This window comes from Paenibacillus sp. Y859 (genome assembly GCF_056786405.1).
Genome location: NZ_JBXCIZ010000005.1, coordinates 88,995 through 114,628, shown reverse-complemented (window position 1 = coordinate 114,628; position 25,634 = coordinate 88,995). Strand labels below are relative to the sequence as shown.

General features: G+C 40.9%; 25 protein-coding genes, 1 pseudogene and 1 riboswitch. Of the genes and pseudogenes, 2 read left to right on the top strand and 24 right to left on the bottom strand.

What is annotated here, in order from left to right:
• Positions 1-55 precede the first annotated feature (55 nt).
• On the top strand, positions 56-1,465 hold the full coding sequence (locus tag AC1TO8_RS13110; protein ID WP_482056071.1) for a SulP family inorganic anion transporter: 1,410 nt from the start codon (positions 56-58) through the stop codon (positions 1,463-1,465).
• Positions 1,466-2,027: 562 nt separating this feature from the next.
• Here AC1TO8_RS13110 and AC1TO8_RS13105 read toward each other — a convergent pair.
• From AC1TO8_RS13105 to AC1TO8_RS13015, 19 genes and pseudogenes are all read right to left on the bottom strand, one after another.
• A pseudogene (locus AC1TO8_RS13105) lies at positions 2,028-2,213 on the bottom strand (hypothetical protein); the annotation flags it as partial.
• Positions 2,214-2,318: 105 nt separating this feature from the next.
• Positions 2,319-3,281, bottom strand: a complete 963-nt coding sequence (locus tag AC1TO8_RS13100; protein ID WP_482056070.1) for an alpha/beta hydrolase — start codon at positions 3,279-3,281, stop codon at positions 2,319-2,321.
• A 69-nt stretch (positions 3,282-3,350) separates the two neighbouring features.
• Positions 3,351-5,696 carry an ABC transporter permease gene (locus AC1TO8_RS13095; RefSeq protein WP_482056069.1) on the bottom strand — a complete coding sequence of 782 codons (2,346 nt, stop codon included), beginning with the start codon at positions 5,694-5,696 and terminating at the stop codon, positions 3,351-3,353.
• Position 5,697: 1 nt separating this feature from the next.
• A complete protein-coding gene (locus AC1TO8_RS13090) occupies positions 5,698-6,459 on the bottom strand; it encodes an ABC transporter ATP-binding protein (protein ID WP_482056068.1) in 762 nt (253 codons plus the stop codon).
• Positions 6,460-6,701: 242 nt separating this feature from the next.
• A complete protein-coding gene (locus AC1TO8_RS13085; RefSeq protein WP_482056067.1) occupies positions 6,702-7,961 on the bottom strand; it encodes a HAMP domain-containing sensor histidine kinase in 1,260 nt (419 codons plus the stop codon).
• Positions 7,958-8,641: a response regulator transcription factor gene (locus AC1TO8_RS13080; RefSeq protein WP_482056066.1), complete on the bottom strand. Its 684-nt coding sequence runs from the start codon at positions 8,639-8,641 to the stop codon at positions 7,958-7,960. Before AC1TO8_RS13080 ends, AC1TO8_RS13085 begins: the two co-directional genes overlap by 4 nt.
• A gap of 230 nt (positions 8,642-8,871) precedes the next feature.
• Positions 8,872-10,173, bottom strand: coding sequence for an ABC transporter permease (locus AC1TO8_RS13075; RefSeq protein WP_482056065.1), 1,302 nt, complete (start codon positions 10,171-10,173; stop codon positions 8,872-8,874).
• Complete coding sequence (locus AC1TO8_RS13070; RefSeq protein ID WP_482056064.1) at positions 10,166-11,071, bottom strand: ABC transporter ATP-binding protein; 906 nt, start codon at positions 11,069-11,071, stop codon at positions 10,166-10,168. The genes AC1TO8_RS13075 and AC1TO8_RS13070 overlap by 8 nt, the downstream gene beginning before the upstream one ends.
• 1 nt (position 11,072) lies before the next feature.
• On the bottom strand, positions 11,073-11,987 hold the full coding sequence (locus AC1TO8_RS13065) for an ABC transporter ATP-binding protein (protein WP_482056063.1): 915 nt from the start codon (positions 11,985-11,987) through the stop codon (positions 11,073-11,075).
• A 7-nt stretch (positions 11,988-11,994) separates the two neighbouring features.
• Complete coding sequence (locus tag AC1TO8_RS13060) at positions 11,995-12,399, bottom strand: GntR family transcriptional regulator (RefSeq protein ID WP_482056062.1); 405 nt, start codon at positions 12,397-12,399, stop codon at positions 11,995-11,997.
• A 36-nt stretch (positions 12,400-12,435) separates the two neighbouring features.
• The gene (locus AC1TO8_RS13055; protein WP_482056061.1) at positions 12,436-13,131 is read right to left on the bottom strand and encodes a hypothetical protein; all 696 of its coding nucleotides are present in this window, start codon (positions 13,129-13,131) and stop codon (positions 12,436-12,438) included.
• A gap of 239 nt (positions 13,132-13,370) precedes the next feature.
• Positions 13,371-13,835 (bottom strand): DUF420 domain-containing protein, encoded by a 465-nt coding sequence (locus AC1TO8_RS13050; protein ID WP_482056060.1) that lies wholly within the window; start codon positions 13,833-13,835, stop codon positions 13,371-13,373.
• A gap of 136 nt (positions 13,836-13,971) precedes the next feature.
• Positions 13,972-14,862 carry a cytochrome c oxidase assembly factor CtaG gene (gene ctaG, locus AC1TO8_RS13045; protein ID WP_482056059.1) on the bottom strand — a complete coding sequence of 297 codons (891 nt, stop codon included), beginning with the start codon at positions 14,860-14,862 and terminating at the stop codon, positions 13,972-13,974.
• Between the two features lie 43 nt (positions 14,863-14,905).
• Positions 14,906-15,121 carry a hypothetical protein gene (locus AC1TO8_RS13040; RefSeq protein ID WP_482056058.1) on the bottom strand — a complete coding sequence of 72 codons (216 nt, stop codon included), beginning with the start codon at positions 15,119-15,121 and terminating at the stop codon, positions 14,906-14,908.
• A gap of 254 nt (positions 15,122-15,375) precedes the next feature.
• A complete protein-coding gene (locus tag AC1TO8_RS13035; protein WP_482056057.1) occupies positions 15,376-15,696 on the bottom strand; it encodes a cytochrome C oxidase subunit IV family protein in 321 nt (106 codons plus the stop codon).
• A 3-nt stretch (positions 15,697-15,699) separates the two neighbouring features.
• A complete protein-coding gene (locus AC1TO8_RS13030) occupies positions 15,700-16,326 on the bottom strand; it encodes a cytochrome c oxidase subunit 3 (RefSeq protein WP_482056056.1) in 627 nt (208 codons plus the stop codon).
• 2 nt (positions 16,327-16,328) lie between these two features.
• The gene (gene ctaD, locus AC1TO8_RS13025; protein WP_482056254.1) at positions 16,329-18,173 is read right to left on the bottom strand and encodes a cytochrome c oxidase subunit I; all 1,845 of its coding nucleotides are present in this window, start codon (positions 18,171-18,173) and stop codon (positions 16,329-16,331) included.
• A 150-nt stretch (positions 18,174-18,323) separates the two neighbouring features.
• Complete coding sequence (gene coxB, locus AC1TO8_RS13020; RefSeq protein ID WP_482056055.1) at positions 18,324-19,373, bottom strand: cytochrome c oxidase subunit II; 1,050 nt, start codon at positions 19,371-19,373, stop codon at positions 18,324-18,326.
• A 433-nt stretch (positions 19,374-19,806) separates the two neighbouring features.
• Entirely contained in the window at positions 19,807-19,995 is a 189-nt protein-coding gene (locus AC1TO8_RS13015) for a hypothetical protein (protein WP_482056054.1), read from the bottom strand.
• A 268-nt stretch (positions 19,996-20,263) separates the two neighbouring features.
• Between AC1TO8_RS13015 and AC1TO8_RS13010 the strand changes: the two genes are divergently transcribed.
• Positions 20,264-21,169 carry a diacylglycerol/lipid kinase family protein gene (locus tag AC1TO8_RS13010; RefSeq protein WP_482056053.1) on the top strand — a complete coding sequence of 302 codons (906 nt, stop codon included), beginning with the start codon at positions 20,264-20,266 and terminating at the stop codon, positions 21,167-21,169.
• A 110-nt stretch (positions 21,170-21,279) separates the two neighbouring features.
• On the opposite strand, the gene AC1TO8_RS13005 is transcribed toward AC1TO8_RS13010, so the two are convergent.
• The 5 genes from AC1TO8_RS13005 to AC1TO8_RS12985 all read right to left on the bottom strand — a co-directional run bounded on the left by AC1TO8_RS13005 (position 21,280) and on the right by AC1TO8_RS12985 (position 25,487).
• Positions 21,280-22,608, bottom strand: a complete 1,329-nt coding sequence (locus AC1TO8_RS13005; RefSeq protein WP_482056052.1) for a nucleobase:cation symporter-2 family protein — start codon at positions 22,606-22,608, stop codon at positions 21,280-21,282.
• 37 nt (positions 22,609-22,645) lie between these two features.
• The gene (locus AC1TO8_RS13000; RefSeq protein ID WP_482056051.1) at positions 22,646-23,227 is read right to left on the bottom strand and encodes a xanthine phosphoribosyltransferase; all 582 of its coding nucleotides are present in this window, start codon (positions 23,225-23,227) and stop codon (positions 22,646-22,648) included.
• Positions 23,228-23,398: 171 nt separating this feature from the next.
• Positions 23,399-23,498: riboswitch (purine riboswitch) on the bottom strand.
• A gap of 91 nt (positions 23,499-23,589) precedes the next feature.
• A complete protein-coding gene (locus AC1TO8_RS12995) occupies positions 23,590-23,877 on the bottom strand; it encodes a hypothetical protein (RefSeq protein ID WP_482056050.1) in 288 nt (95 codons plus the stop codon).
• Positions 23,878-23,881: 4 nt separating this feature from the next.
• A complete protein-coding gene (locus AC1TO8_RS12990; RefSeq protein ID WP_482056049.1) occupies positions 23,882-24,697 on the bottom strand; it encodes a TrmB family transcriptional regulator in 816 nt (271 codons plus the stop codon).
• A gap of 67 nt (positions 24,698-24,764) precedes the next feature.
• Positions 24,765-25,487: a zinc ribbon domain-containing protein gene (locus tag AC1TO8_RS12985; protein WP_482056048.1), complete on the bottom strand. Its 723-nt coding sequence runs from the start codon at positions 25,485-25,487 to the stop codon at positions 24,765-24,767.
• Positions 25,488-25,634: the final 147 nt, after the last annotated feature.

Genomic DNA, 25,634 nt, shown 5'->3' with positions numbered 1-25,634 from the left:
TAACATTTGATTAAGCTTTATTATAATAGTTTGGTCTTAATGAAAGGGGAACAGTATGCATACTTTTAAACAACAGTGGTTTGGGAATATACGCGCTGACATTTTAGCAGGGATCGTAGCCGGGTTGGCGCTCATTCCTGAAGCATTAGCTTTTGCGTTCATCTTGGGTGTAGATCCGCGTGTCGCGCTATATGCTTCGTTTACAATTGCGGTCGTTATTTCGTTTGTAGGTGGTCGAACGGGTTTAATTTCAGCTGCGACAGGTGCGATGGCTCTAGTGCTCGTCAGCTTAATGGCGAATCATGGCCTACAATATGTACTTGCAGCCACAATTTTAACAGGAATTATTCAATTAATACTCGGAATATTTGGTGTTTCGAATTTAATGCGCTTCATCCCAAACTCCGTCATTCTTGGATTTTTGAATGCACTAGGGATTATGATTTTTATGACGCAAATGCCTTATTTACTTGGGGCAAACAGTATAACCTATATATTTGCGATTGCTACATTGATTTTAGTGTATGCGATTCCGCGATTTTTCACTGCTATTCCTGCACCTCTTATTGCGATTGTCGTGATGACGGGTATTGCGCTCATAAGTGGTGTGAAGTTACAGACAGTAGGTGATATGGGCACGATGCCAACTTCATTACCGGTTTTTTTCCTTCCAGATATTCCACTTAACTTTGAAACGCTAAAAATTATTTTACCTTATTCTTTGGCTTTATCGATTGTCGGTTTATTGGAATCATTACTTACATCCCAGGTATTGGATGATATGACTGATACGCCGAGTGATAAAAATAAAGAAGCACGTGGACAAGGAATCGCCAACTTTATCAATGGTTTTTTCGGTGGGATGGCAGGTTGTGCTCTGATTGGTCAATCAATCATCAATATTAAATCAGGTGGACGAGGACGCTTATCGACATTTACCGCGGGTGTATTTTTAATGGTTTTAATTCTCGTTTTTGGTGATGTTGTTATCAAAATTCCAATGCCCGTTCTTGCTGGGGTGATGATTATGATTAGTTTTACAACATTTAATTGGGGTTCGTTTAAGTTTCTGAAACAAGCGCCTAAGTCTGAATCACTTGTTATGCTCATTACGGTTGCGATTATTTTATATACACATAATTTAGCAATCGGTGTTGTCGTTGGAGTTATCTTAAGTGCACTTTTATTTGTTGCCCAGATTTCGCGTGTGACAGTAACGCATAGCAAAGAAGGGTACAGGGTGAAAGGTCCTTTATTTTTTGCATCGACTACAAAGTTTATCCAGACATTTGATAACGTGACAGAAAGCGATATTATCATTAATTTTGAAGATAGTCAGCTGTGGGATGAATCGGCAGTCGGGGCAATATTTAAAGTGAAACAGAAGCTTGAGCAAAAAGGTGTGAAGGTACAGATTCAAGGGTTAAATTCTTCAAGTGAACAATTGTACAAACAATTAACATAATGGGGGAATTTAAATGAAAATCGCTGTAGCAGTTGATGGATCGGACAATGCATTACGCGCAACAAAACATGCAATTATGCTTGCTTAACATTTACCGGAGGCGCATTTAAAAATTATCTATGTAGCTGATTATAATAAAGCTAAAGATGAATACCTGTTAGCGCTAAGTCCGGAGAGTCTAGGTCATGAAGCATGCGAGTTGTCCAGTCACGATTGTTAAATAAAGAGCTTTCATTCCCAATACTATCTGATGTGGTGACTGGTGAATAATTGAGTAAAGAGTGCCTGTGCAGATTTACCTGTAGTGCGGCCCAAAAGATATTACCTGACCGTCTTAAGCGGTCAAAATAAGGGAAAGCCATCTTCTTCGGAGGATGGCCTTTTGTATACTGGTACCTGTATTTTATCTTACATTCTGATACTAACGACGTCACTATGAGGATTCCGACGATTTGGTAAGCCATATGCCTAAATAGGGTACGTGCGATGGTTACATATAAAGATCCCTTTACAGACTTACTTTTCATGCAAAGTTGTCCAACTGATGTAATCGGGAAGATATTCACGTATGATCATAAAATATATGAAATGTGTAAAAACCCTTCAAAACCTCACGCATTTCTTGCTTAATATTGATATCAGGTCTTTTAGCTTTGGCTAATTGTTCTGCTTCTTCCAAATTAGATGCTAGACCTAATTCTATCAATAGGGCTGTAGCCACTGTCCCTGTCCGGTTTCGTCTACTAGAGATAAATTTCGATTATAAATGAGATAAAGTGTTTTATAAGGGATTATAACTGTAACATCAAGAAATGGTTCGGTAAGTTTATTTCTTGATCATATGATACTCATTTTACTTAAGGTTATTTATAAATTTCTCACTTTGAATTGCAATAGTTTCATACTTAAAATCTTGGACATAGTGCCCGCTATCTAGCATAACCTGTTGGCTGTCATTCACATTTTCAAGAAAGTCTTTTTGATATTGTTGCCATTCCTTCTTATCAATTCCCGTCCCATCACCATTCGATGTGAAAAACAACATAGGAATCTGCGGTGCTGGTTTTTCATTAACCTTTTGGGCATTATCTTTAACAATTTGAATTTCATTTATCATGGGTCTTGTTTCTGTTCTTCTATAGAACACTGCTTTATATATATCTTTTTCGTGATCCGTTAGTGTCCCCCCTTTAATTGCGGATTCACCGTTGACAAAAGAGGGAATAAATCGTGTGATACCCATTTTAGCACCTAATGAAAACAAGTCGAATATAACCTTGCTTGGCAATTGGACGTTTTTATAGGCAGCTGGAACAGCTGAATCTAATCCTACAATCGCCGAAACTTCATTTGGATACTTTTGTGCCCAATATAGCGCCTCCAATCCAGCCATAGAATGAGGAAACAATACATATGGAGCGTTCTCGCCAGCTAGATTTAAGGCTTTTCTCGTTTCTTCTAGAACGGTATCTATGTCTCTTGGAACATCTGCAATTTCACTGAAACCATATCCTACTCTCTCTACTACTGCAATTTTATACTCATCACTTAATCGAGAATATAGGCTTTTGAAATCTAAGCTTGGGGACACAGTTCCTCCTCCTGCCATAAATACTAAAGTGTCTTCACCCTTGCCTTCCGTGTATACGCTCATAGAATGTCCGTTTACTGTAACCATTTTACCCAATGGCTTAAATAATTCAGCCTCTTGATTCAATTTGATATTATGATTAATAACGCTGACTAAAATAGCTATGAACAAAATTCCAATAATTCCCGCTATACCTAAGCCTGTTATCTTCACAATCTTTCTCATGATCACCTTACTTTTACGATGTTCTGCCATGATTTCAGCTCCTATTCCGTATTTTCTTCCATGCATGGTTTATTCCGTAATCAACACATAGGCTGTTATCCGCTTGATCCTCGATGCCACTAACATCGATACGAAATAAGCTAGCACAACAATACCGACGCAAAGCATGACGATAAGCGGAATCTTCACAATAAACTGTACATTATGAATGCCGGCACCAGAGAACAGCAGCGTAAGCATCGAATTGGTGTATAGACCGCCAAGTACACCGCCGATAATGACACCCGCTACTACAATAGGTACAAAGCTTAGCATAATCTGAATCATCAACTGGAAAGTGGTATATCCCGTCGCTTTTAAGATCCCAAATTCCCTCTTACGCTTGAGAATCATCGTCTTGATGACTAGATATAGAATCAGTACGACAACCAACACCGTTATCGCAATAATCATGATCATAATAGTAAAAACAGCTGATATATATAAGCTACTTTGGCTTTCTATCGTCTCATCTACATCCATAATATACTCCGTCATACTCCCGTAATGCTCTTTGAGGCTTTGGATAAAGCTCGTATTATCTATTCCTCTCAGATAAACATTGATCATAGTAGCTGTGTAGTCAGGAATTAAATGCTGTATACCGGGCAGTGTTAAATAAGAGGCTAGCCCCAAATTGCTTATAGCCTGGCTTAGCCCCGTAATTAAATACGGATAGGAAGCCCCCCCGATTTCCACCTCAACGGTATCGCCGATGTCTTTATGAAGCAGTTTGGCTACCGCCCAGGATACAGCAATTTCATTGTCGTACAGCGGATATCGCCCCTTATAAACCGTTTGGTTTTCCAGCTTGCTGTAATCATCCGAAACATTCGTATAAATGCTATGTCCGTCAAGATTCGTTGAAATCATATCTAGGATTGCGGTCTTTGCTACGTCATCCATTTGTTCGATAGCAGCAAGTAGCTTTTTACTATCCGTTGCGGATTTAGACTGAACCATTACATTCGACGTCTCTGAGCCTACCAGATGAATGAACGCTGTCTTATCTAATGCCACATTGTAATACAGCACAACGGAGAAGACAGAAGCAAAGGTAACGGCGACGATAATAAAGGCAATCATGATATTCTGCTTACTGTTCATCATTATCGTTTTGCAAGCAAGCAAGAATTGGAGTCCACCCTTGGCTTTCTCAAGCGGAAAAGGATTCTTTCTGAAGCTGTGTGTCGTAATGCCGCCGCGCAATGCTTCCACAGGGTGAATTTTCCGTATGCGTCTGGAAGAGAGAAGTGTCACTGTCAGCACCAATAGGGCAACTATGAGAACACTAGCAAGATTAATAACAACATCGAAGCTCTGGGGCCACAGCAGTCCCGATAATGAACTGATAATTCCACCAAATACGGGAATCATCGCATATGATACTGCAACTCCAAGAATACCTCCAGAAAGTGTGATGAGCATAAACTGCAAAATAATGGAGGCGAGAATCTGCCTGCTCGTGTAGCCCACCGCTTTGAGGACTCCAATATTAACGATGCCATCATCAATACTGTTCTCCACACGAAACTTAATGACAATCAGGGAGACAAGTACAATCACCGCTGAGAACGCGACTAGGATCATAGCGACGAGCTTGATCGTAATCGCTCCAATGCTTTTCACTGTTTCAATATCCATCTCCCAGAGTATTAGGAAATTCGCATTCCCACTTGAATCCGAGAATTTCCTATTGTAATCATTAAGCAATTTTGTCGATTGCTTGCTATCCTTAAGGACCGCAGACAAAATGATTCCCCCCGCTGTGTCACCCAGCTGATCCGACAACTGACGATAAGCTGCATCCGGTAAAAAGAATTTCATTAGGCCTGTACTGGGCGTACCCAGCATGGTTACTTCAAAGAATCCTGCGATACGATAGATATAAGCCTTCTCCTGATAGGTTATTGTTAAGGTATCCCCTAGTTTGTAACCAGCACTTGCTATAAAGCTATAGGACACATAGATATCATTGTCTTGGATAGTATCCAGCTTCCCAATCAGCTTCAGAGGCGAAAATTCCCGGCTGGTATCTGCGTTAAGCAGCGCAGCGCCACTGCTCAAATCGCTATCGCCATAACGGAACTTGGCTCCGTTCATCAGAATAATCGGTTCCATTTCTGTTCCTTTTACACCAGAATAGCTCTTGATGAAATCCACATAGGGTTGTTTGTAATCGGTTTTTTTCATAAGTATGCTTATATGCGGATCATGTAATTCTTCAACCTTATCATCATAAAAGGTATTCATTTTGAAGAGAACCGTCATCCCTACATTGAGCAGCAGTCCAGCCATAAAAATCAAAATAAACAGGGAAAGAGCTGCACTTTTAGCTTTTTTTATGTTAGCTAGGGCAAGATTACCGATCTTCATCTTACCACCCCATTTCGGCGAGAAAGGCTTTAAGCTTCTTATGCCGTGCAAGGTTGTGTTCCAAATGGAAAGCATCCAGCTTGAGATCCCCACAAATAACGCCATCACGCAAGTAAAGCACTCTGTTCCCGCGCAAAGCCGTCTTGATGTCATGTGTGACCATCACAATGCTTTGTCCATTTTGGTTGACCGCGGTTAAAACATCCAGCACACTGTCGCTTGCCGCAGAGTTGAGGGCACCTGTTGGCTCATCTGCGAACACGACTCTCGGACTGTTGATCAGTGCGCGCACGATACCTGCGCGCTGTGCTTCACCGCCGGAAAGCTGTGTGGGGAATTTGTTCCATGCAGCTTCATTTAATCCGACTTGGGTCAGCAAATTCTTTGCTTTCTCAACAATGGCCCGCTTGTTTTTACTCACCAGCAGACCGCTCGCAAGCACATTATCCAGTACGCTCATATTGTCCAGTAAATAGACCTGCTGGAACACAAACCCGCAATTATTTCTTCTAAAAATCGCAAGCTGATCGTTATTTAACTTCGAGATATTCCTCTCCTCATAATAGATCTCTCCTAATGTCGGTTTATCCATACCACTAAGCGCATAGAGCAAGGTGGATTTCCCCGAACCTGAGCTGCCCATTATAACCGTAAAATCACCCTCCATGAGGCTGATATCCAGATTTTTCAGCACATGCTGTTGAACGCCACCATTGGAAAAGGTTTTACATAATTTCTCTGTTCTTAATAACCCGTTTTCCATAACTTAACCACCCCTTTTATTCGAATTTATAATGGTATGTATTCCCTGCCAAACAAGGATAAACGGCTACGCCTTCTTTCCGAAGGAGAAAGGTGCGTTTGTCCGGAATTATAGGTCAGTATAAGTAACAGAACTTATACTGACCTATAACTCAAATAAGACTGCAATAAAGATTACAGTCCTATCATACGAGAGCAATTCTTAGTTAATCTTTGTCCAATCCTTAACTGTTTCTTAATCTTTTAGGCAAGCTTAATTTTAAGGGTAACGGTAAAACCGTCATCTCGGTTATGGCACTCAATATCCCCCAGCATTTTCTGCATGAGATATTTGGATATGAACAGCCCAAGCCCTGAACCACTTTGTCCCTCTACGTTATTTCCTCGATAAAATTTATTGAACAATAAGGGCAGTTCATCCTTATGAATGCCATTCCCATAATCCATTATGTTAATCTCTAAATGCGTATGTGTGATATGAGAAGCAATCGTGACAGAAGTGCCCGCATATTTATAGGAATTGCTCAGAATATTATCAAATACTTGCTGTAGACGTGTGACATCCGTTACAATAATACACTCCGGAATAGGCTCATAACTAATTTGATCATCGAAATTTACATTTGCAATTACCCCTTTTAGGACATCGCTTAATTCCTCCGTAACCGTTACCTTCAATTCCTGAAGTTCTTCTAAAGTGGCATGGAACATATCCGTCACCAACAGATTAATCTGCTCTGCCTTTGAATAAATCGTGTTTAACTGCTTGATCACTTTCTCATCATCAGCCCGCAAAAGCATCAATTCGCTCACCGCTTTAATGGAGGCAACCGGTGTCTTAATATCATGGCTCAAGCTGGCAACAAGCTCCTTCTTACTGCGGTTCGCTACATATTCACTCTGACGTGCTGAAGCTAATTCCTCGCGCATGATGTCGAAGCTTTCGCTAAAAGCGCCGAACGGGTTATTCTTGTCCATTTTCAAAGGAATATCCAGATTGCCTCGCGCCACATTAACAGCAAAACTTTGCAGCTTGTTGAACGGTTTAAATACGGTATGGTTCAAAAATAAAACATAAAGGATACACAGCACCATTAAAGTGGAAAATGTCGCGACAATCACGATTACAAGTTGTTCCTTGTTATGCTGTATAACTTGTTTATAATCATTCTGAATAATAAGCTTACCTACGAGGCTGCCCTTTACTGTCACGTCTATGATTGTGCTTCTATTTCTAATGGCATCATTTAAAGTTGCGGAAGGCCCGTCCAACGTTCGGTAAAGCACTTTCCCACTATTATCAAGAACGGCAAATTGCAGCTTGATGGTACTGTAATCTCCTTGTTCGATATGCTCCCAATGGTTTTCAACCTTATTTACTATTTCATTCACTGTTACAACATCCACGTCGGTATTCACCTTAGACTCGATCACTAAAGTAGAGAAAACGATGCCTGTAATAAAAATAGCAAGAATCATTATGATTAACCATTTCACCTTCATATCCTGCCATCCTCTAAGACATATCCCGTTCCCCATACAGTTTTGATATATTGCGGTTCGTTAGGATTAACTTCAATTTTTTCACGCAAATGGCGGATATGGACATTGAGCGTTCCGTCACCAGTAATGGAGTCACCCCACACATTGTTAAACAGCTCTTCTTTTGTAACCACCCTGTTTTTATTTATTGCCAAATAACAGAGCAGTTTGTATTCCAGCGTTTTGAGTTTGATTTCTATATCATTCACGCGGACACGGCAAAGCAAACAGTCGATTTTGACCTGGCCAAACTCCAAAATTTCAGCCGAACTGTTATTGCCATATCTTTTGAGCACCACCTTAACTTTGGCAAGCAATATGCTGAGCGTATATGGTTTCTGAATATAATCGTCCCCGCCTATGTTGAGTGCAATGAGAATATCATCATCGCTAGAACGAGCGCTAATAAACAGAATAGGAATCTGCGTTGTTTGCCGTAGCCTTTTGCATAGATCAAATCCGGATGTATCCCCGAGATTGATATCCAGGAGAATCAGTGATGTTTCATTTTCTCGCAAAAATTGCACACACGCATCTTCGCTAGTCACATAAGTCGTTTTGACTTCGAACATATTAAAGTACTCACTCGTTGCTTCCGCAAGAACAGTCTCGTCATCCACAATTAAACAATCATAGTTCATATTAACTTAATGCTCCTTTGATCGTGCGTTATGTATTTGCTTCAGGATTCGTATCCATTCTATTATTATAGTCTATTATTCGATTCTATCACTCATGGTATTTTGGCCAATAGCAAAAAAAACCTTGATAGACCAATCAATCTGGCCACCAAGGTTCTCTAATTTGTCTCATTTATTCCCGTAATTTGACTCAACTATAACCGTTACTCACAACAGTTCCTTAGATTCTTTTAAATTTTATAAGCCTTCATCGCCTTACGAATCTCTTTCATCGTTGGACGCTTACCATACATGAGTACACCTGTACGATAGATCTTGGCGGATAACCAGCCGAAGAAAAGAATGAATATGATTAACGCGAGTAGTGACAACCATATTTCCCAAGCCGCTACTTCCCCAATCCCAATCCGTACAATCATCGTCGTTGGTGAGAAGAACGGGATGAATGAAGATACTTTCATCAAGATTGAGTTAGGAACACTAATGCTGAAAGTTCCGATATAAAAGGCAGCTAGTGATAACATCGTAATTGGCATGACCGCTTGACCTAGATCCTCTGTACGGCTAACGATCGAGCCAACAGCAGCGAACAAGACCGCATATAAGAAGTATCCTAACACGTAGAATATGAATCCATAGATCAATACGTCTAGACTAACCTGTGATAGATTCAAGTCGAAATCTGCCAGTATTTGTTTATTCTGCGGCATGAGTACGTTCGCTACAAGCACCAGTCCGAAGATTCCAATCTGGGTCAAGCCAACGAGGAACATTCCGATAATTTTACCGAACATTTGAGTCAACGGTGACACGCTCGTAATTAGAATTTCCATAATCCGTGAGCTTTTCTCTGTTGTTACTTCGGCAGCGATCATATTCCCAGTTGTCATAGTGGTGAAGAAGAATAGAATCATCAAGAGATAGACTACAGCGAAATTCAACATATTGTCTGGTCCATCTTCTTTAACCGTTTTATCATCCGTAGAAGTCTCTGGAGTGACGCTTTGAGTATTAAACTGCACTGGAGTTCCTAACTCCGCGACTTGCTCCGTTGTGAGTGAATCCTTCACAATACTTTGTGTTTTGACAGTCTGCAATGCACCAACAAGATCAGCGTGAGCAACTGGATTCAGATACTCTCCATCCTTCGAAGAATAAGTCACTGCGGGGAATATCCCAGCTTGATCTTCTGCGAACTGTAGATACCCTTCAATGTTTCCCTCTTCAATATCCTTCTGTAAAACTTCCATGTCCGCAGTATCATATTTCACAAATGTGAAATCTTCATTATTCTGCGCTTTCCAATAGTCTTCTAGCTGTCCAGCCAATTCAGCCTGCTGTCCATAGACCAGACCTACCCGTGTAGTCCCCGTATTCTCCTTCAAATCTTCACCCGTAAACAACTGAATGAAGTACGGAATATTAATCGCAATAGACATAATGATAGCTAATACTAATGTGGTAATGATAAAAGCCTTCGTCTTCACCTTATTACGAAATGTAAAACCAATGACAGTTTTTATATTATTCATTAGATTCACCTACCTCTTTAATAAAGATTTGATTCAGTGTCGGTTCCTTCAATTCAAATTTCTCGACAACACTTTGTTGCATCGCTGTCTGCAAAATCTGTTGTGCAGCAGAAACATCTGAAATCGTGATCAGATACGTCCCTTGCTCTTGTATTTCCACATGACTTACTCCAACAATATCCTTTAGTCCAGATACCTCACTCGTTGTTACAAGCGCTACTTGTTCACGTGGATATCTACCTTTAATTTCTTTCAGGCTTCCCTGAATAATCGGATTAGAACGATCCATAATCGTAATATTTCTACATAGTTCCTCTACATGCTCCATACGGTGAGTCGAGAATAATATGCTCGTACCTTGATCGCGAAGTTCCTTCACTGTTGATTTCAACAATTCTACATTGACCGGATCCAATCCACTGAATGCTTCATCTAGGATGAGGATCTGTGGCTTATGTACGACAGCCGCGATGAATCCAATCTTCTGTTGATTACCTTTGGATAACTCTTCAACTCTTTTATCATAATAGTCCGGAACTTCGAAACGCTCCAACCAATAGCGCAGACTCTTATCTGCATCCTTACGTCCCATGCCCCGGAGCTGAGCTAAATAAGTCAGTTGGTCACTCACTTTAATCTTCGGATATAGACCCCGCTCTTCGGGTAAATAACCCATGATTTGTCGGAGCTCATTGCTATGAGCTTTCCCATTGTACATAATACTTCCATTATCGGGATATATAAGTCCTAGGACCATCCGCATCGTCGTTGTTTTTCCAGCTCCATTGGCCCCTAGCAATCCGTAGATTTCGCCCTCCCCAACTTGAAGAGATAATTCATTCACTGCCGTCTTGTCTCCGAATTGCTTAACCACTTTCTCCAACTTCAAAGCTTCCATATTATACTCCCCTCTCTGACTGCCCAACGACAGCCTCATCTCTTTGTATCCATAGACTTAATATTTCATCAAGCTCCAGCCCTCGTGTCTTCACTAATTGTATACCTGAAGCCTGTAGAACATTCTCCAATTTCTTACACTCAGTTGTTATCATTCGTAATATATTCGCTGGTTCCTGCTCAACTTGAACAATTCCTGGTAAATTCTCTACCATCGCGCTATCGCCTCTGATCCATACTTCCTTCCAGTTATCCATAAGACTATCTTTTTCAACCATCCCGAGGACTTGACCTTGATGTACTAGTATAATGAAATCGGCTAGTTTCTTAATCTCATCTACAATATGAGTGGACAATAGAATCGTTGTATCTCCTTGTTGCATATATTCCTGCAGTTCATCAATCATTCTCTTCCAAGCAAAAGGGTCAAGCCCCGAAGAAGGTTCGTCTAGCAGCAGTAACTTAGGACGCGGCGCCAATGCCACCGCAATTTCCAACTTCCGTCTTTCTCCCTTGGACATCTTCGTTAGCTTGGTGTTCCGAGGGATATTAAAACCTATCATTAATTTCTCGAATAACGCATGATCCCAACCTTTGTACCAGTGTGAACGAAATGCTGCGACTTCCTCCGCCGTAAGATGGTCCTCTTCGACGTTAGATTTCTCTGACACATATCCTATTTGTTGCTTAATCTCAGGTGGAATACCATTAGGATAGGACTGGCCGAACCATGTGACCTCTCCTTCATCGGGTATCACCGTCTGCATCAGCATATTGATCATCGTGCTTTTTCCTGACCCATTCTCTCCTACGATAACAACGATATACCCTTGTGGAATAGAGAGATTAAGGGGACCTATCATTTTATTTCTTCGCTTTTTTTTAACACCAACCATATTAACGACGCTCTGCTCCATTTAACGATTACTCCTTCCCATGCTCAGGATCGTATTTACGCGTTACTATATCTAGAAATAACCTCTTAATCTCCTCTTCACTACACTGAACGGATATCCCGATGTCAACAGCTTTATTTAGTGCTTCCTCTACAGACTCTCTTCTGAATGCTTCCATTTGAGACACTCCTACTTTAGCAACAAACGTTCCAGTTCCTTGTTTCGTCCTTAGAAGACCTTCACCCTCAAGATCCTGATATACTCTCCGAATAGTAATAACACTGCAATTTAACCAGCTGGCAAATTCCCTGATCGATGGCAAAAGTGTATTCTCCTCGATCTGACCATTTATGATAAGCGATCTTAGTTGAGTCTCTATCTGATGATACAGGGGCTCTGCACTATTCTCGTTAATTTGAATTGGTATCCACACCTTTCACACCTCACTCCTCAACTCATATATAACTAATTACAGAAGATCTCTGTGTTGTAATCTGCGGAGAGTTAACTTACCCATTAAAGCCAGGCTTATCACTCCAACTACTAAAGCCCCCCACATGACTGGCGATAATATCCCCCACTCTTGGCTCATTCTCACCGTATATAACAGCAGGTTGCCATCAAATAACCAAATGATAATTCCTACAATAAACGTCACTCCCGTGATCACCATCGTTAACCAGAAATATTTCCTACCACTACATGTCAATTCGAGATGAATATAAATCCCTGTAAAAGCTAGACCATATCCAATCCATGTTAGTGCGAAACAGATGTAAGCTCCTACAGACATTTCCGATCTCATTTGATAGTTAACTCCATATATGATACTGAACACAATCACACTATTCATCGTCAATGCTATGAACATCTGGATGTACCTATAACACATAATGACTTGAGGAGAGATGGGCAACGTACGTAAATAGATCAACATCTGTGTGTATGAGTCCTCTGTGAGATATTTAAATGACTTCTTTGAGTAATAAAAGCCTAGCATCGGAATCAGTGTAAGTAGTAGCATATCCGACATTGGATTTAATTCATTCTGATGTTCGTATTGCCCCGCTATAAGCGTGCTAACCATTATACCTATATAACTCATGAATATTATTGAAACGATGAACATGTATTTCTCAATTTTTATATCTTTTTTGAAAATCATCCAAGCATCTCTTATTAATATCTTCAATCATTTCGCCTCACTTTTAAAAAATATTATTATTCATTGTCCGATCACTGTGCTCACTGTATATATCAATATACACAGTATAATGTCTGTAACATTCTACGTCAACCTTTAATTTCACATTTTTCCCAAACAAAAAAAGACCCGCAGTTATACTGACGGATCTCTCATCATGCTCATCATTAGCTTACCTATAAAGCATTTATTCTGTTGTACTAGATCCCGAGGATGACTTCCCATACAGGCTTCGTATGTCCACCTGGATACAGAAGATACAAGAGAGCATATACCGTGGCACCTGTAATCGCTGTGAAGAACCACATAATCGATGTCACTTTCCCCCATTTGCGATGTTTCGCGAACTTGGACTTAAATCCAAGCGTCAGCGTCGTAAGCCCGAAAACAGCCGCAACGGTAGCAAGAATAATATGCATAATTAAGAAAATTTGATAATACACTCGAAGGTTCTCTGGGCCACCCCATTCAGTATTACCTACGAATATCGTACGGGACATGTAAATAATGAAGAATAACAATGCTGCAATCGCTGCACTGATCATAACCTTCTTATGCGCTTCCTTCTTGCCCTTAATAATAAGATTCCAGCCAATGGCTACTAATACTGCACTGATCACTATAAAAGTGGTGCTTAACGTTGGTAACAAGAAATATAAATCCATGAATATCCTCCTAAGAGTTTTTTTGAGTTACACACAGGCAATACTTCGGAAAAACTTGCATCGAAAGCATATACTTGAGTTTTTTTGAGTTACATACAGGCAATACTTCGAAAAAACTTGCATCGGAAGCATATACCTAAATGTTTTTTAGCAATATATCATCATCTTCGCGGTTCTCATTCCTATACCAGTGATAGAATATATAAGCTAGCATAGAAACAAAAGTGATCTCCTGCACAAACTTCATCAGAATCGCTCCCACCTGCTGATCAACCAACGGACTCATCAAGTTAAAAAATGTAGGTCCACCGAAATTCTCTAACAATACAGATGTATCCCCGGAAAAACAATATCCCATTGCCTTCGCCCAAATATCTGGGTCACTATATGTAGCATACATAGGCTGAGCTGCGAAGATAATTAAACCACATGCTGGAGTCAATAATATCATATTCAAAAAGATATAGCCCATTTTACCAAGACTTGATCCTTTCATCTTCTCAGGTAGTGGATTCAATAGCGTCCACCACATGAGCATAGCACTCACGAACAATACAATATAATACAAACGGTGAACGTTAAAATGCAACATCACGTAATCATGAATAGCCGGAATATGATAGAAGGAGAACAAACCATTAAATAGAACAGCAGCAACAATTGGATTGGCCAAAACTCTTAACCGTCGAAATGGATTCACCCTCAACAATGCACGCCAGAGCCAAGTGGGCATACCCAAAATAATTAACGGTGGTGCGACTAAATACGAAAGAGCCATCGTCAACATATGAAATGTGAACATCATATGACCTAATAGACTTACTGGACCGCCCTGAGCTAGATAGAGCATAAATATTCCTATAATAAACATCGTCTTCTTACCCCACGAGACTGGCGGTTCTCCTGCTGCAAACTTCTCACTGAATGGACCTATCACAAGTAAATAACCAGCTAATATGAGCAGCATGAACACCATGAACAATGGGCTCCATAAGTCAGCAAAACTAAAGTATTCCAAGCCTAACATCTGATAACCTCCTAACTTAACATGTTTCTTCAACATTCTTTCATCAAGTAGAAACGGCAATGCCGTCCTTTTTCAAAGACGGCACCCGTTTCGGCGGAAATATAAGGAATAGAGTATCAAGAATCAATTTCATAATTACGCGACTCGATTTAGCTGCATTAAATACATCTAAATTCAACCCAATCCCTCTGAAGCTAAATTTAGTTGCATGGAGTACATCTAGATTACTGGAATCCTCACTTTTCACCGTTATCGCCATTTTTAACTGTGGTTTTTACAACTAATTCCTTCGTTCCCTACCTTTACTTCTAATTAAATGCAGTTTATGCATCTATTCTTGTCTCATCCTCACTACCATCATCACGAAGCTTTGTTCGTCACTCTAACATCGCAACTCTCTGCAAAAATAGATAGACTTTTAAATATCATAAAGGTTAGAGTAGACATTCCTCCAAATAACTTATACCTTCTTATATTTTAAAAAAGAGGTGGCTTAAGCCACCTCTTCTTATCTTACCACCACATCCAGAATATTGCTGTAATAACTGCCGTCCCTGCTACGAAAAAACCACCTAGCATAAACACAATCGGTAACAGATGTCCCTTATCCTTCAAATGCATCCAATATCCCATTTGAACAAACACTTGTAACACGGCCATTACCAATAATAAGGTAATCGTGAAGCCTTTGTTTACTCCTCCTGCGGCTACTGCTGCAAATGCGATTAGAGTCAGTACTATGGAAAAGATAAACACTACAATATGTTTCTGAGGCCCCTCGTGTCGAGGGCGGCGATTAACCAATTTGTGCTTGATCTGTTCATCCGCAGTCATGCTTTAGCCCACCTTTCCAAGCAAGTAAACGACCGTAAAGACAAATACCCATACAACATCGACAAAGTGCCAATACATAGCTGACACATAAACCTTCGGTGCCGTTACAACGGTTAATCCCTTGGTGTATAACTGTCTTATCAGAAACGCGATCCAACAAATTCCAAATATAACGTGAGCACCGTGGAATCCGACTAACGTGTAAAATGCCGAGCTAAATGCACTTGTCGTCATACTGAAATCATTATGCATCATATACTCATAGAACTCATAAATTTCAATAACTAGAAATCCAAGTCCCAGCAGCACAGTCAACATTAACCACTTCTTCAGTGAGCCTATATTATGACGATGCATAGCCTGGATGGCAAACACACTTGTCAAACTACTCAATAGTAAGATTAACGTTGCCACTCCCGTCAGCGGTAAACTGAAAAGTTCAAACCCCGATGGACCATCATTAGTCTGATTGCGTAATGTAAGGAATGTTGCGAAAAGAGTACCAAAGAGTACGGCCTCGCCACCAAGAAAGAGCCAAAAACCAAGAATCTTATTACGACCTTCAAGTGTTGCCTTCTCAGGATGATGAGGCAATTGGCCGTCTACCTGTTCTACATGTGCTGAAGCCATCCTTATACCCCCTCCTCTTCCAGTTCCTCTGGTTCAATATGCCAGCCATGATCATCAAAGTGAGATCGAAGCAACATAGATCCGAACGTGATGAGAAGCCCCAATCCACACACAACCCAGTTATTAAATATGAAGCTCATAAAGGAATTAGAGAATTTCTCATTGCTGAACATGAAACCAAGTCCTGCTATAAAAATCCCAAGAGACATTACAAAAGGAAGTATAGTAGGTGAAGGCATATGGATAGGTCCTACTGGCTCGGCAGGTGTCATCTCCGTATTACCAGCCTCTTTTTCCTTCCAGTAAGCATCAAGACCACGTACAAGTGGTATTTGTTTAAAGTTATACTCCGGTGGAGGTGAAGGAATCGTCCATTCTAATGTACGTCCATCTTTCCAAGGGTCATTAGCCACACCAATAGGTTTTCTCGATGTAATGTAAATATTCGCTAGGAATATCATCACACCCACACCCATTAAGAGCGCACCAATGGTACTGACAAAATTCATCGTATCAAATCCTTGATTCGGTAAATACGTGAATACGCGACGTTGCATTCCAATCAGTCCAAGGAAATGCTGAATGAAGAATGTCATATGGAAACCAATTGCAAAGGTCCAGAAGGTCCACTTGCCTAGTGGTTCACTTAACATCCGCCCGAACATCTTAGGCCACCAATAATGAAGTCCTGCGAATAATCCGAATACCATACCACCGACAATAACATAGTGGAAATGGGCTACCACGAAATACGTATCGTGGAATTGAAAGTCTGCAGGAGCAGACGCAAGCATCACACCCGTAACTCCACCCATTGTAAATGTTGGGATAAATCCAACTGCGAATAGATTAGGTGTCGTAAAGGACACTTGACCTCCCCACATCGTAAACAACCAGTTAAAGATCTTAATTCCAGTCGGAACAGCAATTAACATCGTAGATATTGAGAATAAAGCGTTAGCTACTGGACCAAGCCCAGTTGTAAACATATGATGCGCCCAGACCATGAATCCCAAAAAGGCAATCAAAATCGTAGCGAACACCATCGAACTATAACCGAAGAGACGTTTACGTGAGAATGTAGGTATAATTTCTGAAATGATACCAAATGCAGGCAATATCAGAATATAAACTTCCGGATGCCCGAAGATCCAGAATATATGTTGCCAAAGGATCGGATTCCCGCCACCTGCTACATCGAAGAAGTTCGCGCCTAGTATCCGGTCAAAGGATAACAATACGAGACCAACTGTTATAGCCGGGAAAGCAAACAAAATCATCGCTGAAGTAATGAATGAAGTCCACGTAAACATAGGCATACGCATAAACGACATCCCTGGTGCTCTCATTGTAATAATAGTTGCTAGGAAGTTAATACCCCCAATTAACGTACCTAACCCCGCAATCTGTAAACCTACCGTATAGAAATCCACTCCATGTGTGGTACTATATTCAGCACCAGACAGTGGTGTATAGGAAGTCCAACCTGCATCAGGCGCTCCACCTAGAACCCAACTAAGATTCAATAAAATTCCCCCGAACAAGAATGTCCAGAAACCTAAAGAATTCAGAAATGGAAATGCTACATCACGCGCACCAATTTGAAGAGGAATAAGAGCATTCATCAGAGCAAAAACAATTGGCATGACACCTAAAAAGATCATCGTTGTTCCGTGCATTGTAATTAATTCATTAAATGTTTGTGCGTCTATCAAATTATTCATTGGCTTAATTAACTGAAGACGAATGAGAATCGCTTCAATACCACCAATCCCAAAAAACAATCCTCCACCAAGTAAATATAGGACAGCGATTTTCTTGTGGTCAACAGTCGTCAACCAGTCCATTAAGCCCTTGTAGCGCTTGACACTATGAGCGTGAGCCAAGGTTTGTACCCCCTTTAGAGTCCTTGCTGTTATTTAGAGGTTGTTCAAAAAGTCATCTTTGGGTCACGAAGTATATCAAGAGGACTACTCGACTTTTTGAACACACACTAGTTAATAATCTAATTTGTAATTGGCTAAGTATGCTGCAATACCATCAATTTCTGCATCGGTAAGCCCTAAGTCTTTTGGTGCAGGCATTTTATTACCTGGCTTCACTGACTGAGGATCATGGAGCCATTCTTTCAAGTTCTCCTCAACGGTGTTCGTATATTCTCCAGGCGTCTCGGAGTTCAATAATATACCTGCAACCGCTTCACGCGAACCAATTCCCGTTAGACTCGGGCCAGACAGACCACCTTGATCACCTACGGCATGGCATGTTAAACATTGGTTCTTGAATGTATCTGCAAGTGCTTCATCCTCCAAAGCTACCATCGGTGCTTCCATAGCCGTAATCCATTGATCAAAAGATTCCTGACTTACCGATTTCACTTTAAACTCCATAAATCCATGTGAAGGCCCACATAATTCCGCACATTTACCTAGATATACACCTTCATTAGGAGCAACGAAACTGAACTTGTTCAAGGTTCCATCTGGGTTAGTATCCAGCTTCCCTGATAGGGATGGTACCCAGAATGAGTGGATTACGTCTGCTGTCTTCAGTTCAAACGCAATATGCTTATTCGTTGGAATAATCAGATCTTGTGCTGTAGTAATGCCATACTGAGGATATTCAAACTCCCACCAGTATTGATGTCCCGTAACTTTCACTTGTATAGCATCCTTGTCATTAGAATGATCGTTTCCGAAAGCAAATACCTCTTTAACAGTAGGTACTGCAAGAACAAGTACTAATATCAATGGAATAACTGTCCAAATGATTTCCAACTTGAAATTACCCTCAACTTGTTCAGGCATTTCTGTGTGTTCTGGTTTTCTACGGAATTTAATAAGTACAAACGCTGAAATCGCAAAAACAATAACCAATACAACGAACATAATTGAGATGGACAGCAATATTAAATTGTACTGCCCCTGTGCCACAGGCCCTTGCGGTCTCAGCACCGACAAGTCCTCACGGCCACAACCTGCCAACAGCAAGGTGAACATCGCTAGCATAGGAAGGAGTTTCTTCATGGCCTGCCATCTTTTCATCATAATCTACCCCACTTTTTATGCAATTTAATATATTTTTTCAAACATCGATCACTAAAAACACCTTTAAAATAACGAAAAATATGTATTTGTCAATTAAAAGTATCACCTATTTTAATATAAGTTTAAGGTACCACTTTGTCAATGATTGGCGCCTAGTTCACAAATTGTTCAAATCTTCAAAAAATAGCATGAGACTAAGCTTTGTAATCGGTTTCATATAAAGAAAAGAGTTTTAATAAACAATAAGGTTTATAAAATATACCTGAAAAATACGTCGCTAGACTACTCTTTCTATATTTGCCAACATTGTGTCATCTGAAACATATCTGTCACATGTCATTCTTATAACCCATAACAAAAAAACCGAGTTCCGCGGTAAATACCGCAGAAGACAGTTTATAAGGATCTTTCATAAAATTCAATAATCATTGCATTATAACGTAGAAGAATTCATCCGTCCTAGTTCATGCTCTACCACAGAGGTTAATTCCTCTTCGTATCCTCCCATAATATGATATTTCCTGACGTAATCCTTCACAAACTTCTTTGGATCCTTAGGCTGGAAAATACGTGTCATTTCCCTTAGACTTTCCTTGACTTCGTTATGACCTTTAGTTGCCATAATTGTTCCCTCCCAAATCGCTGAATGAAAAGCTCGGGTTAAGAGAATGCCGAAAAGATCTTCCTTGAAACATCGTGGAGTAATATGAATTATGTGTGGATAGAAAGCTCTTCGATCACCGCTCGAGTATTTGACAAACGAGTTACCCGAAAACCAGTGCAGCTGAATCACTCATTCCTATTGTATCATACTTCGCCACAGGTTACAGTAGTTAGAACACATGATTATATTTTTATTACATTATTATTGAATTTTTGGAGGTAAATCGATGTATCTATTTCTTATTAACAAGAAGTCAGGAAGTGGAAATGGGCTCCGAACATGGAACAAAGTACACACCATCCTACAAGATCGTAAGATTCCACATCGTCATATCTTTACAGAAAGTTCCGCTCAAGCCGCAAGCTTTCTCTCTGAAATGCTTCAGCAACCGGAGTCATGGCAAGCTGTTGCCATCATCGGTGGCGATGGTACAATTCACAGCACTCTGCCCGTTCTACACAAGACCGGTATACCCTTAGCCGTTATTCCAGCCGGTTCAGGTAACGATACAGCTCGAAGTTTTGGTATACCCTTTGATACAAAAAGCGCGCTAGAAGTTATTTTCAGAGGGAAGATTCAGGCTGTTGATCTGATCTCAACTTCAGGGGTCCTAACATTAACAGCGCTCGCTATAGGTTTCGATGCCCAGGTCGCAGAGAATGTGAACCAAAGCAAGTATAAGAAATGGTGTAATATGCTTCGAGTAGGTAAGGTCGCCTATATCATCGGCATTCTCCATACGGTGCTTACATACAAACCTACAAAGGTCAGTGTCACTTGCGATAATAATACAACGACTTACGATAACACTTGGATGACTGCCATTTCCAATGCTGTCTCTTACGGAGGTGGATTCAAAATTTCACCTCAGGCCCAGCCGAATGATGGTCTCTTGGACATATGTGTCGTCCATGGTTGCACTCGCTTGCAGCTACTTCGCCTATTTCCAAGAGCGCTAACCGGGAATCATGTCAATCTTCCATTCGTCACCATGCTTCGAGGTCGTTCTATTTCATTTCATACTGAGCAAAAGAGATTGGCACTTGGCGATGGAGAGACTATGCCTAACCGTCCTTACGATTCCACAGTATCCCCTAGCGGCTTACAATTAATGATCCCTAGAGGCGCATAATAAATTAATTCCCATATCTTCAAAGACAAAGGGGCTGCTCTACTCGTTGATTGTCATCTACGAGTGGAGCAGCCCCTGATCTATCACGATCTCATTGTACTTGGATAGCCTTATTCCGATTGAACAGCGTCATTCCCTTTGAGACCATTAAAAATAAGATTCATGACAATAGCAGTAACACTACCAGCCACAATACCATTGTCAACGAGAATACGAAGCCATGCTGGCAATTGTATAAATACTTCCGGTACTACGGTTACTCCAAGTCCCATACCTACAGAACAAGCAATGATGAACAAGTTCTCATACCGATTCAGATCCACTTGATCACCAAGCATCCGGATTCCTGATGAGACAACCATTCCGAATAAAGCAACCATCGCCCCGCCCAACACAGGAGTTGGCACGAGCTGTGTTAATGCAGCAATCTTCGGTACGAAGCCGATCACCACTAATATTCCACCTGCAACGACGATGACATCCCTCGTCTTAACACGACTCATTTGTACGAGCCCTACATTTTGAGAATACGTCGTGTAAGGAAAAGAGTTGAATATTCCCCCAACAACGATAGCGATTCCTTCCGCACGATACCCACGAGTCAGATCCTTCGAGGTAAGCTCTTTACCAACAATTTTACTGAGTGCCATGAACACGCCCGTCGATTCCGCGACACTCACGATAGCTACCAAGATCATCGTAATAATAGCTGAGGCATGAAATGTCGGCTTCCCGAAATAGAATGGTTGTACGGCTTGGAACCAACTCGCATCTCTCAACGGGGCTAGATCAACATGACCTAACATACCCGCTACGACAGTACCCGCAATTAATCCTATTAGAACAGATATAGAGCGTATGAACCCTTTAGTAAAGCGGTTCATCAAAATAATAAACAATAACACGCCGAATCCAAGAGACAGATTCAAGGAACTTCCGAAATCTACCGCTCCCTGTCCGCCTCCTATATCCGTTAATGCAACCGGAATAAGCGTCACACCAATGATCGTCACGACTGATCCTGTTACAACAGGTGGAAATAAGGCTATAAGCTTGCCAAATAAACCCGAGAATAGAATGACAAAGATACCCGAAGCGATGATCGCTCCGTATATGGCAGACACGCCATGACTCTGTCCGATCGCGATCATTGGAGATACAGCTTGAAAGGCACATCCTAACATCACAGGAAGACCGATCCCGAAGAATCGATTCCCAAATACCTGTAGCAATGTCGCCACACCACAAGCAAGTAAATCAATAGAGATGAGGTAGGTTAATTGTTCCGTTGTAAGACCTAATTGCCCCGCCACAATGAGCGGAACAATAACTGCACCCGCATACATCGCTAACACATGCTGAAGTCCTAAAGATAATGTATGGACTGGATTTCTGTTTTTCTGAAAAATAGGTTCATGACCCTGTTCTTGCTGTTGCATATGCTGTTTCTTCCCCCTAGTTCATAGTAAAACTATCTTACATATCCTCTTCTACAAAGGTCACAGTCCCATTGTCCAACGCAGCAATACGTACAAGGGATTCTACACGATACCCTGCTTCTAACAATAGTCGACGACCTGGTTGGAAGGATTTCTCGATAACGATCCCAATTCCTACAACCTCTGCTCCTGCCTGCTCCACGATCCGAGCTAATCCGAATGCCGCTTCACCATTCGCGAGGAAATCATCGATAATCAATACGCGATCTGTAGGATCAATAAATTTCTTAGAGACTGTAATTTCATTGGTCTCTTGTTTCGTGAATGAGAATACCTTCTCCACGTAGATATCTTGTTTAAGCGTCAATGATTTATGTTTACGGGCAAAGATCATCGGGACATTTAACTCTAGCGCCGTCATAATCCCTGGTGCGATTCCTGACGATTCAATGGTCAACACCCGTGTAATTTTCTGATCAACAAATCTGCGTGTGAATTCCTTACCTACTTCTTTCATTAATTCTGGATCCATCTGATGATTCAAAAAAGAATCAACCTTCAATACTTGGTTACTTAGTACGATACCTTCGTTGATGACTTTCTTTCTTAGCAATTGCATATTAATTCCCCCTCTAGTTATATACATGGCGATACTTTTTTCCTATACTTGCGCAAAACAACCCTTTCATCACCGCCAACTTGCAGCAGGGAATCCAGGGCTTTAGATTAACAGACATACCTAATCGTACTATGCTTCTCAGTCAAGTTCTCTGAATAGAAGGATGGATTGGGCATGTTGCAGTTAACCCGTAGACCAATCATTCCGGTGATCAGGTAGAGACATGCAGGCCTATTCCTGCACATATACGGAGTCATATGACAATGTTAGTATGAAATGAAATGTAACTCAAGTATTATAACGCATAGCACATCATTAAATAAAGGGGAAAATAATAGAATGATGTGAATACTAGCATTCCACTACAGTAGATTACTCAGAATAGACTTAAGATCTCTATCCTCAGTGTACTTTTCTTCCCCCATATCTAACTCAGTAATCCTAATGGAAATGTATTCCGACGAGGGATCAACTGATTTAAACAATAATGTTTCACGATCAGCAATTACGACGTTGTAATTCATATCTTTAAGCATATCCAAAAGCTGTTCATCACCTGGCTGTTGCTTCTCATCAAGAAAAATAATTCCCCGCAAATGTTTGATTTCTTCTTTATACTTCACTTCGAAATGAACGAGACACTCCTGCATGTCTTCATTCCCCCTTAATGTTGTTATCTACGCCTACATACTTCTTGTAAATTTGTTCATAGTGATGACCATAGCGTTCTGTTAGAGTATCTCCGATATCTTGCTCCATTTCATAAAGAACCATCTCCTGTGTGAAATGACTAAGCAGTAACTCCGACATCGCCGGGTGAACACTCACCATAGCACTCGTTGGCAAATCCTCTCCGCGCATGCCGAGCATACACCACGTCCGATCGATAACAAATGAGAATTTACGCCCTACATTTACTGAGGTCTGTGTGAATGATAAGTTCCATCCTGGCCATAACATATGACGGCTTAGGGACGTTTCCCCACCATCCGTAGACCAGAGCAGCTTTACTCCTCTGCTCTCAGCACGCTCCAATTCATCCCGTAACAGCGTAGCTTCTTCATGCGATACATCAATGACAATTTCCTTTTCTGCCCTCTCCAACCTCTGTACTAACGCTGCTAGGACATGATGGTCGCCCTCTACAGAAAGGAAAGGAGGCTGTTCTGGCTCTATTCTTGGCATTTGATTCTCGATATAGGAAAGAGATTCGCGCATTTGTCCTGAGATCATGTGCGTTAACTCTTCCGTACTAATCATACTATAGCGGATAGGCTCCCCAGAACTATGATGAAGGAATCCCTGCAGGGACAACCGTTGTAACGTAGTGTATACATTAGAACGCGATACACCTAATCTTTTAGCTACCTCATATCCTGATGAGGGGCCTTTTCCTGCCAATTCGACCATGACTTTGGCTTCCATCTCCGTAAACCCTAGATTCCGAAGATGATGTAATAATTGTTCCATTCTTCTGTCCTCCCAAGCTGCATGAACGTATTCCATTTTTTCTAAAAACCAATGTTTGGCTAGATTATTAAATTTGTTCCGCACCACACCGCGGACACCACTTAGATCCTAAAGGCAAATCAACCGCACAAATCTGACAATTAAATGTTTCTTCCGGGATTTCCTCTTCATCCTTAATACTCGACTCACCGTCATCTTGCCCTTTCCAATACCGAATTCGACGATCAAGCTCTAATTGTCTCTCACGCTCACGTTCTAGTTCCTCTACTTGTCTACGTTCGCGTTCTAAACTCTGTACTTGCATATCCACGCTCTCCACCTGATCTTCCTTTTCATTCGTTTCAGTGTAGTTCGGGTTTAGTATCTCCAATTCTTCTGGTTGTATAGATTGCTTCTCGGTAGGAACCATCTTTTCCTTCCTACTTTTAGACTCACTTCCTGACATCTTTGTGCCACAATGTGGACAAAAGTTAACCTTCAGTTCCACAACATGACCACAATGACATAACCTTTCGTTCTGCAATTCTGCAATACGTCCACGAAGTTCCTCTACAGCTTCCCACAGTGTATCACAAGCTTTTGACAATTTAACCATTTCTATCTCAGCCACGCTCATATCTTCCGTTTGATACCCCACATAGAATACTTTACCCATCTGCAAGAAGTGAATATCCATTTCTCTTTCAACTTCAGTAATTTGAGTTTTAATTTTATTAATTTCCACCATATCTTGAGCCTTTTGGGTTACGCGATTCGCTCCACTTTTGATTCGTTGCATAATATTCATCATTATTCTCCTTCTCGATTAGATCGCGATTATTTAGATCGCGATTATTCTACTTTCATTACTATATTGTCTTTAAACTTGTCATTAGCGTTATAATGATAACTATCGATACTTTTTAAACCAAAACAAGTGACTCTGACTCTATCATAA

Bases quoted from the DNA above. Each gene is read 5' to 3' on its own strand.
- AC1TO8_RS13085 (WP_482056067.1), bottom strand. From the start codon at position 7,961: ATGAAGGTGAAATGGTTAATCATAATGATTCTTGCTATTTTTATTACA.
- AC1TO8_RS13095 (WP_482056069.1), bottom strand. From the start codon at position 5,696: ATGAAGATCGGTAATCTTGCCCTAGCTAACATAAAAAAAGCTAAAAGT.
- AC1TO8_RS13100 (WP_482056070.1), bottom strand. From the start codon at position 3,281: ATGAGAAAGATTGTGAAGATAACAGGCTTAGGTATAGCGGGAATTATT.
- AC1TO8_RS13065 (WP_482056063.1), bottom strand. From the start codon at position 11,987: ATGGAGCAGAGCGTCGTTAATATGGTTGGTGTTAAAAAAAAGCGAAGA.
- AC1TO8_RS13035 (WP_482056057.1), bottom strand. From the start codon at position 15,696: ATGACTGCGGATGAACAGATCAAGCACAAATTGGTTAATCGCCGCCCT.
- ctaD (WP_482056254.1), bottom strand. From the start codon at position 18,173: ATGGACTGGTTGACGACTGTTGACCACAAGAAAATCGCTGTCCTATAT.
- ctaG (WP_482056059.1), bottom strand. From the start codon at position 14,862: ATGTTAGGCTTGGAATACTTTAGTTTTGCTGACTTATGGAGCCCATTG.
- AC1TO8_RS13005 (WP_482056052.1), bottom strand. From the start codon at position 22,608: ATGCAACAGCAAGAACAGGGTCATGAACCTATTTTTCAGAAAAACAGA.
- AC1TO8_RS13010 (WP_482056053.1), top strand. From the start codon at position 20,264: ATGTATCTATTTCTTATTAACAAGAAGTCAGGAAGTGGAAATGGGCTC.
- AC1TO8_RS13080 (WP_482056066.1), bottom strand. From the start codon at position 8,641: ATGAACTATGATTGTTTAATTGTGGATGACGAGACTGTTCTTGCGGAA.
- AC1TO8_RS13000 (WP_482056051.1), bottom strand. From the start codon at position 23,227: ATGCAATTGCTAAGAAAGAAAGTCATCAACGAAGGTATCGTACTAAGT.
- AC1TO8_RS13075 (WP_482056065.1), bottom strand. From the start codon at position 10,173: ATGAATAATATAAAAACTGTCATTGGTTTTACATTTCGTAATAAGGTG.
- coxB (WP_482056055.1), bottom strand. From the start codon at position 19,373: ATGATGAAAAGATGGCAGGCCATGAAGAAACTCCTTCCTATGCTAGCG.
- AC1TO8_RS13070 (WP_482056064.1), bottom strand. From the start codon at position 11,071: ATGGAAGCTTTGAAGTTGGAGAAAGTGGTTAAGCAATTCGGAGACAAG.
- AC1TO8_RS13110 (WP_482056071.1), top strand. From the start codon at position 56: ATGCATACTTTTAAACAACAGTGGTTTGGGAATATACGCGCTGACATT.
- AC1TO8_RS12990 (WP_482056049.1), bottom strand. From the start codon at position 24,697: ATGGAACAATTATTACATCATCTTCGGAATCTAGGGTTTACGGAGATG.
- AC1TO8_RS13030 (WP_482056056.1), bottom strand. From the start codon at position 16,326: ATGGCTTCAGCACATGTAGAACAGGTAGACGGCCAATTGCCTCATCAT.
- AC1TO8_RS13055 (WP_482056061.1), bottom strand. From the start codon at position 13,131: ATGATTTTCAAAAAAGATATAAAAATTGAGAAATACATGTTCATCGTT.
- AC1TO8_RS13090 (WP_482056068.1), bottom strand. From the start codon at position 6,459: ATGGAAAACGGGTTATTAAGAACAGAGAAATTATGTAAAACCTTTTCC.
- AC1TO8_RS13050 (WP_482056060.1), bottom strand. From the start codon at position 13,835: ATGGATTTATATTTCTTGTTACCAACGTTAAGCACCACTTTTATAGTG.
- AC1TO8_RS13040 (WP_482056058.1), bottom strand. From the start codon at position 15,121: ATGGCGATAACGGTGAAAAGTGAGGATTCCAGTAATCTAGATGTACTC.
- AC1TO8_RS12995 (WP_482056050.1), bottom strand. From the start codon at position 23,877: ATGCAGGAGTGTCTCGTTCATTTCGAAGTGAAGTATAAAGAAGAAATC.
- AC1TO8_RS13015 (WP_482056054.1), bottom strand. From the start codon at position 19,995: ATGGCAACTAAAGGTCATAACGAAGTCAAGGAAAGTCTAAGGGAAATG.
- AC1TO8_RS12985 (WP_482056048.1), bottom strand. From the start codon at position 25,487: ATGATGAATATTATGCAACGAATCAAAAGTGGAGCGAATCGCGTAACC.